This window comes from Amycolatopsis xylanica (genome assembly GCF_900107045.1).
Taxonomy (GTDB): Bacteria; Actinomycetota; Actinomycetes; order Mycobacteriales; family Pseudonocardiaceae; genus Amycolatopsis; species Amycolatopsis xylanica.
In genome coordinates, this window is sequence record NZ_FNON01000008.1 from 413,830 (window position 1) to 420,455 (window position 6,626).

A 6,626-nucleotide genomic window follows, 5' to 3' on the forward strand; every position below is an offset into this window, starting at 1 on the left:
CGCCGGTTAAGCCCTGGTTGCGTGTGCCGGAAATGGATTACGCGGCACCCGACTGCTTGCGCCAGCGGATGCCGGCCTCGAGGAATCCGTCGATCTCGCCGTCGAGCACCGCCGACGGGTTGCCGACCTCGAACTCGGTGCGCAAATCCTTGACCATCTGGTACGGGTGCAGCACGTAGGAGCGCATCTGGTTGCCCCAGCTGGATCCGCCGTCGCGCAGCGCGTCCATCTCGGCGCGCTCTTCTTCCTTCTTGCGCTGCAGCAGCCTGGCCTGGAGCACCTTCATCGCGGCCACCTTGTTCTGCAGCTGCGACTTCTCGTTCTGGCAGGAGACCACCACGCCGGTGGGGATGTGCGTGAGCCGGACCGCGGAGTCGGTGGTGTTGACGCTCTGGCCGCCGGGGCCGGACGAGCGGTAGACGTCGACGCGGATGTCCTTCTCGGGGATGTCGACGTGGTCGACCTCCTCGACCTCCGGCAGCACCTCGACGTGCGCGAAGGAGGTCTGGCGGCGGCTCTGGTTGTCGAACGGCGAGATGCGCACCAGCCGGTGCGTGCCGGACTCGACCGAGAGGGTGCCGTAGACGTAGGGCGCGGTGACCTTGAAGGTGGCCGACTTGATGCCAGCCTCTTCGGCGTAGGAGATGTCGTAGACGTCCGTGGGGTAGCCGTGGCGCTCGGACCAGCGCAGGTACATGCGCAGGAGCATCTCGGCCCAGTCGGCGGCGTCGACGCCACCGGCCTCGGAGCGGATGGTGACCACGGCGTTGCGCGCGTCGTACTCGCCGGAGAGCAGCGTGAGCACCTCGAGCGCGTCGACGTCCTTGGCCAGGTTGGCGAGCTCGGCCTCGGCCTCGGCCAGGCTGGCGGTGTCGCCCTCGGCCTCGGCGAGTTCGTAGAGCACGCCCAGGTCGTCGAACCGGCTGCGGAGCTCGGTGACGCGGCGCAGCTCGCTCTGCTTGTGCGAGAGCTGGCTGGTGACCTTCTGGGCGGCCTCGGGGTTGTCCCACAGGTCGGGTTTGGACGCGTCCGCCTCCAGCGAGGCGACCTGCGCACGCAGGGCGTCCAGGTCGATCACCGTCTCGACCTGCGTCAGCTTGCCGGACAGTTCCTTGAGACTTGTTTCAAACTCGAAGCTCACGTCGCTCAACATTACGGCAAAAGCCGCGGCCGGTTACGACGGGAACCGGCCGCGCCTGTCACCGAGCTGTCAGCTGGAGTGCTGGGTCAGGTTTTCTCAGGACTGCGGGATGGATTCGAGCAGCTTGAGCGCGGCCTTGGCGTGCGCCTGGGCGAACTCGGCCACGGCCTTGGCGTACGGGCCGTCAGCGGTCTTGGTGGCCGCCTTGGCCGCGTCGAGCTCGCTGTTGTACGAGGCACGCGCGGTGTCGACCAGCGTGGTCCGCTGCTTGGCGGTGAGCGCGTTGGCGTGCACGAGCCGCAGGATCAGCGGGCTGCGGAGGTGGTCGGGTCCCGGGTCGGTGGAAAGCCAGTTCTTGAAGGCCTTCTTGCCGGCGGCGGTGATGACGTATTGCTGGCTTGAGCGCGGCCCCTGCTTGCCGAGTCGCACGAGGCCTTCCTTGGACAGCGCGGGGAGCTCCCGGTAGACCTGGCTCCGCGTCACGCTGAAGAAGGCACCGAAGCGCTCACCCGCTCCAGCGACTAGCTGACCGCCCGTGGCGGGGCCGTCGTGGAGCAGACCAAGCAGAGCTGCGGCAGTTGCATTCAATTCGGACACCGTTACAGGTTCCCACCGAATCCCGCCTGTGTCCACAGTGGCCTCCTCATCTGTCCATTGTGGCTAGTTAAATGCCCCCTTTCGGCCCAACAAATCTCAAAGTCCACAAAGGACTGGCAACGCTGAGCGACCGCCACGGCCCCCGGGTTCCCCCAACCAGGCCAACCGAAATCCCACGCATCTTCACGTGCACAACCCCTGCCAACAGCAAAGACCCGGTTCGCACGCTGTGCGAACCGGGTCTTTGGTCTACCTGGTAGCGGGGACAGGATTTGAACCTGCGACCTCTGGGTTATGAGCCCAGCGAGCTACCGAGCTGCTCCACCCCGCGTCGTTGTCTTACCTGGAGAACACTACACGCCCCCACCACCCCCATTTCACCACCCCCCACAAACACCCCCTGACCAGCCAAAACACCCCCACCCCACCGCCCGGGCACCCCCACCCGCCCGAAAAAAATCCCCACCCCAAATCCGCATTTCCCCACCCAAGATCCCAAACCTTGTGCGGATTTTGTGCGTCTTTTGGCCCCATACCACCACCCCATATCGCAAACGCGACCAGAAAACTCAGGGGGTCCAGGGGGACGGAGTCCCCCTGGCGGGGGCGCGGGGGCTCGGCCCCCGCAGTAAATGCGAAAGAGGCCCTGTGCGAAGCGCGTAAGCGCGAGCACAGGGCCCCTAGCCTCTGTAGCGGGGACAGGATTTGAACCTGCGACCTCTGGGTTATGAGCCCAGCGAGCTACCGAGCTGCTCCACCCCGCGTCGGTGATACCTACTTTACGCCCCGGTTTCGGAGGGGCGCAAAGCAGGTGCCACTTTGGTGCTTGAGGTCACCCTCCGGCGGGCTGGCTGGTCGGTGTCGGGGACGGCGAAGTGCCTCCCGTGGCCGGTGGGGTGCCGTTCTTGGCCGTGAGGTAGGCCTTCACGGCGGCGTCGACGGCGGCCAGCGCGGCGCCTTGAGCCGCGAAGTCGCCGCTGCTCTGCGCTTGCCGGTACTTGTCGAACGCCGCTGAGAGGTCGGTGGCGGCCTTGTCGAGTGCCGGGTTGCCGGTGGGCGGGGCGGGTGTCGACGGTGGCGCCGGGGTGGGTGTCGGCCCGCTGGGCTGGACGGGCCCGGTGGTGACGTCCCCGGCTCCTGGCCCGAAGACCTGGACGAGCGCTTCCTTGAGTGTCGACGCGAACCCGATCTTCGGTCCGTATGCGACGAGGACCCTGGCCAGCTGGGGGTAGCTGTTCTGGTTGCGTTGCCTGATGTAGACGGGTTCGACGTAGAGGAATCCGTTGGCGACGGGCAGGGTGATCAGGTTGCCGAAGATGACCGAGACGCTCTGGTTGGTGAAGAGGGTTCTTTCCTGGGCGAACTTGGGGTCGCTCTGGAATCGGTTCTGGACCTGGACGGGACCGTCCACCTGGGTCGCGCCCGCCGCGGCGGTCGGTAGCTTGAGGACGCTGATCTTCCCGTAGTCCTCGGGGTCGGAGGACACCGAGACCCAGGACGCCAGGTACTGCCGTTGCAGACCGGTGAGCGGGCTGGTCAGCTGGAAGCTGGACTTCTTGCTGGTGGCGCCCGGTGTTTCGGCGAGCACGTAGTAGCCGGGCTGGTTGGCGATCCCGGACGCGGTGGCGTTGGTGCCGCCTTCCTGCGTCGGGTCCTGCGGGACGCTCCAGAACGCCTGCTGCGCGTAGAATTCCTGCGGGTCGTTGACGTGGTACTTGGCGAGCAGTTCGCGCTGGACCTTGAACAAGTCCTCCGGGTAGCGGAAGTGCGAGCGCAGTTCGGGTGAGATGTCGGAGCTGGGCTTCACCAGGCCGGGGAAGACGTTCTTCCAGGCGTTGAGCACGGGCTCCTTGTCGTCGATCGAGTACAGCGTGACCGTGCCGTTGAAGGCGTCCACGGTGGCCTTGACCGAGTTGCGGATGTAGTTGATCTGGTTGTTGGCCTGCTTGGTGATGCCGCCGGTGAGCGAGTCCGCGGTGGCCTCGCCCAGCGAGGTCTGCTGGGCGTACGGGTAGTTGTTGAGCGTGGTGTAGCCGTCGACGATCCACTGGATCTTGCCGTCGACCACGGCCGGGTACGGGTCGCCGTCGACGGTGAGCCACGGCGCGACCATGCTGACCCGCTCGCGCGGGTCGCGGTGGTACATGATCTTGGACTCGTCGCCGATGGCCTCGGAGAACAGGATGTTGGTGTTGGCGCCCCAGCCGTTGTAGGCGGCGAAGACGAGCCGGTTGAACAGGTTGTCGATCGAGACGCCGCCGGTGCCGGTGTAGCGGTACGAGCGGTCGGTGGCGGTGTCGTACTCGCCCTGGGTCTCGCTCTTGGCGCCGCCGACGATCGCGTAGGTGTTGGCGAGCTCGCCGTAGTAGATCCGCGGTTCCTTGACCGGGATCTTGGAGCCCTTCAGGTCGTTGGTGTCACTGGTGCCGGCGATCGGGTATCCGCCGTCGGAGTTCTGCCCGACCACCGCGCGGTCGATGGTGTTCGCCGGAGCGGCGACGAAGCCGTTTCCGTGCGTGTAGACCATGTGCTTGTTGATCCAGTTGGTCTGGTTGCCGGTGAGGCCGTCGGACTTGATCTCCTTGGCGGCGACGATGTAGTCCTGGGTGCGGCCGTCGACGGTGTAGCGGTCGATGTCGAGCTTCTGCGGGAAGCCGTAGAAGTTCTCGCGGCCGACGCGCTGGGTGAAGGTGTCGCTCAGCACGTTCGGGTCGAGCAGCCGGATGTTGGACACGGTGCCCGCCGCGGCCTGCACGTCCGCCGGGGTGGCTTCGGAATTCCCCTTGTAGTCCGTGTATTTCACGTCGGTGAGCCCGAACGCCTTGCGCGTGGCCTCCATGTTGCGGCTGATCGACGCCGCTTCCTTCTCGTTCGCGTTGGGGCGCACGGAAAACTGCTCCAGCACGGCGGGCCAGGCGGCGCCGACGAGCACGCTGGACAGGATCAGCAGCACCAGCGCGATCGCGGGAAGCTGGATGTTGCGCAGGAACGCGCCGACGAAGAACGCGATCGCGCAGATCACCGAAATGCACAGCAGGATCAGTTTCGCGGGGAGCACCGCGTTGAGGTCGGTGTAGGTGGCGCCGTTGAACAGCGGGTTCCGATCGGACAGCAGCAGGTTGTACCGGTCGAAGAAGTACTCGACCGCCTTCAGCAGCACGAAGATCCCGACGGTGACCGCGAGCTGGACTCGGGTCGGGCCCGCGAGCTGGCCGCCCTTACCGGCGAGGCGGATGCCGCCGAAGATGTAGTGCGCGATGAGCGCGCCGATGAACGAGATCACCACGGACAGGAACAGCCAGCCCAGCAGCCAGTTGAAGAACGGCAGCCCGAACGCGTAGAAGCCGATGTCCTTGCCGAACTGGGCGTCCTTCTCACCGAAGTCGGTGCCGTTGAAGAACAGCTGCACGACCTGCCAGTCGCTCTGCGCGCTCGCGCCCGCGATCAGGCCGGTGAGCAGCGGGATGCCGATGCCGAAGAGCCGGATCCGGCCGACGATGGCCGAGCGGTACCTGGCCAGCGGGTCGTCCGCGCCCGAGATGGGCACGAAGACCGGGCGGGTCCGGTAGGCGATGGTGAGGCTCAGCGCGAGCGAGCCGCCGACCAGCAGCCCCACCCCGAAGAACAGCAGCACCCTCGTCCACAGCACGGTCGTGAACACCGAGCGCGCGCCGACCTCGCCGAACCACAGCCAGTCGACGTAGGTGTCGAGAAGTCTGGCGCCGAGCAGCAGCACCAGGATGACGACCGCTGCGATGATCAGCAGGATCCGGCTGCGGCGGGACAGCTTCGGCAGGCTCACAGGGGGCCGAGTGGCCACTGGACACGCTCCTGATGTCGTTAGCTCATTGCGCGGGGGCACCGAGCGAGCCGACACCCCTGATGACCTAACTCTACGGAGGGTGCTTCAAGTTCCCGTGACCCGGCCAAATCGGGCGTGGCACGCCTGCGACGATGTGCGCATGGCATCGAGTGAGCGCCCCGGTGGCGTGGCAGGCCTCGCCCGTGAGGTCGAGGAGTTCGTGGCGTCCGGCGGCTGGGACCAGCGCCCGCAGCTGTTCGCCCTGGTCCCGACCAGGGCGTTGCTGGACGAGCAGCCCGAACTCAAGGGCCAGCTCGACCTGTCGAGCCCGCTCACCCCGGTCGCCCAGGAGGCACTGCCCGACGGCGACCTCGGCGAGGCGCTCGCCCGCATCGAGTGGCCCGACCTGGTGCTCGGCTGCGCGCTCGCGCAGGAGATCATCATCCTCCCGCCCGGCGCCGAAGACGCGCTGTCCGAGGCGGGCGACAGCGACGCCGACCGCCTCCGCCGCGCGGCCGCCGACCACCCCCAGCGCACCGAGGCCCGGCTCGTCGCCGCCGTGCTCCGCGAAGGCGGCGCGGCCTGCGTCATGCGCATCCGCGGCGAGGGCCGTCCCGGCGACGACACCCCGCCCGAAGCGACCCCGCTCGACGAGATCATCGAAAACCCCGAGCTGGCCCCGAACCTCATCGAAGCCCTCCGCGCCACCCTCCTCCCCTAGCCCGAAAGCCACTTACGCCAGGTCCGATAGCCCGAAAGCCAGGTGGTTTCAACTGGTTGTTGCAAGTAGTGCTTTGTCTAGTGCTTGTGCTGGTGTGAGCAGGCCGAGTGTAGGGCGTGGTCGGGTGTTGAGGCGGAGGGCGACGGTGTCGCAGTGGGTTTGGGTGAGGTGGCGCAGGTCTGAGCTTTTGGGCCAGTACTGGCGTAGCAGGCCGTTGGTGTTTTCGTTGCTGCCGCGTTCCCAGGGGCTGTGTGGGTTGCAGAAGTAGACCTGCAGGCCGGTGTCGAGGGTGAACTGGGCGTGCTGGGCCATCTCGTTGCCTTGGTCCCAGGTCAGTGATCGTTTCAGTGCGGCGGGCAGGGTGG

General features: G+C 66.8%; 5 protein-coding genes and 2 tRNA genes. 1 reads left to right on the plus strand and 6 read right to left on the minus strand.

Annotated features, from left to right (window positions below; genetic code table 11):
* Positions 1–37: 37 nt before the first annotated feature.
* The 5 genes from prfB to BLV57_RS33450 form a co-directional block, all read right to left on the minus strand.
* A complete protein-coding gene (prfB, locus tag BLV57_RS33430) occupies positions 38–1,141 on the minus strand; it encodes a peptide chain release factor 2 (protein ID WP_143047214.1) in 1,104 nt (367 codons plus the stop codon).
* Between the two features lie 96 nt (positions 1,142–1,237).
* Entirely contained in the window at positions 1,238–1,738 is a 501-nt protein-coding gene (locus BLV57_RS33435) for a PadR family transcriptional regulator (protein ID WP_091295988.1), read from the minus strand.
* A gap of 254 nt (positions 1,739–1,992) precedes the next feature.
* Positions 1,993–2,069, minus strand: a tRNA-Met gene (locus tag BLV57_RS33440).
* Positions 2,070–2,428: 359 nt separating this feature from the next.
* Positions 2,429–2,502, minus strand: a tRNA-Met gene (locus BLV57_RS33445).
* A gap of 68 nt (positions 2,503–2,570) precedes the next feature.
* Complete coding sequence (locus BLV57_RS33450) at positions 2,571–5,558, minus strand: UPF0182 family protein (RefSeq protein WP_091295991.1); 2,988 nt, start codon at positions 5,556–5,558, stop codon at positions 2,571–2,573.
* Between the two features lie 142 nt (positions 5,559–5,700).
* On the opposite strand from BLV57_RS33450, the gene BLV57_RS33455 reads away from it, so the two are divergent.
* Positions 5,701–6,261 carry a PPA1309 family protein gene (locus BLV57_RS33455; protein WP_091295993.1) on the plus strand — a complete coding sequence of 187 codons (561 nt, stop codon included), beginning with the start codon at positions 5,701–5,703 and terminating at the stop codon, positions 6,259–6,261.
* Between the two features lie 48 nt (positions 6,262–6,309).
* Here BLV57_RS33455 and BLV57_RS33460 read toward each other — a convergent pair.
* Positions 6,310–6,626, minus strand: a 317-nt coding sequence (locus BLV57_RS33460; RefSeq protein ID WP_143047215.1) for an IS30 family transposase, incomplete at its 5' end; no start/stop codon positions are given.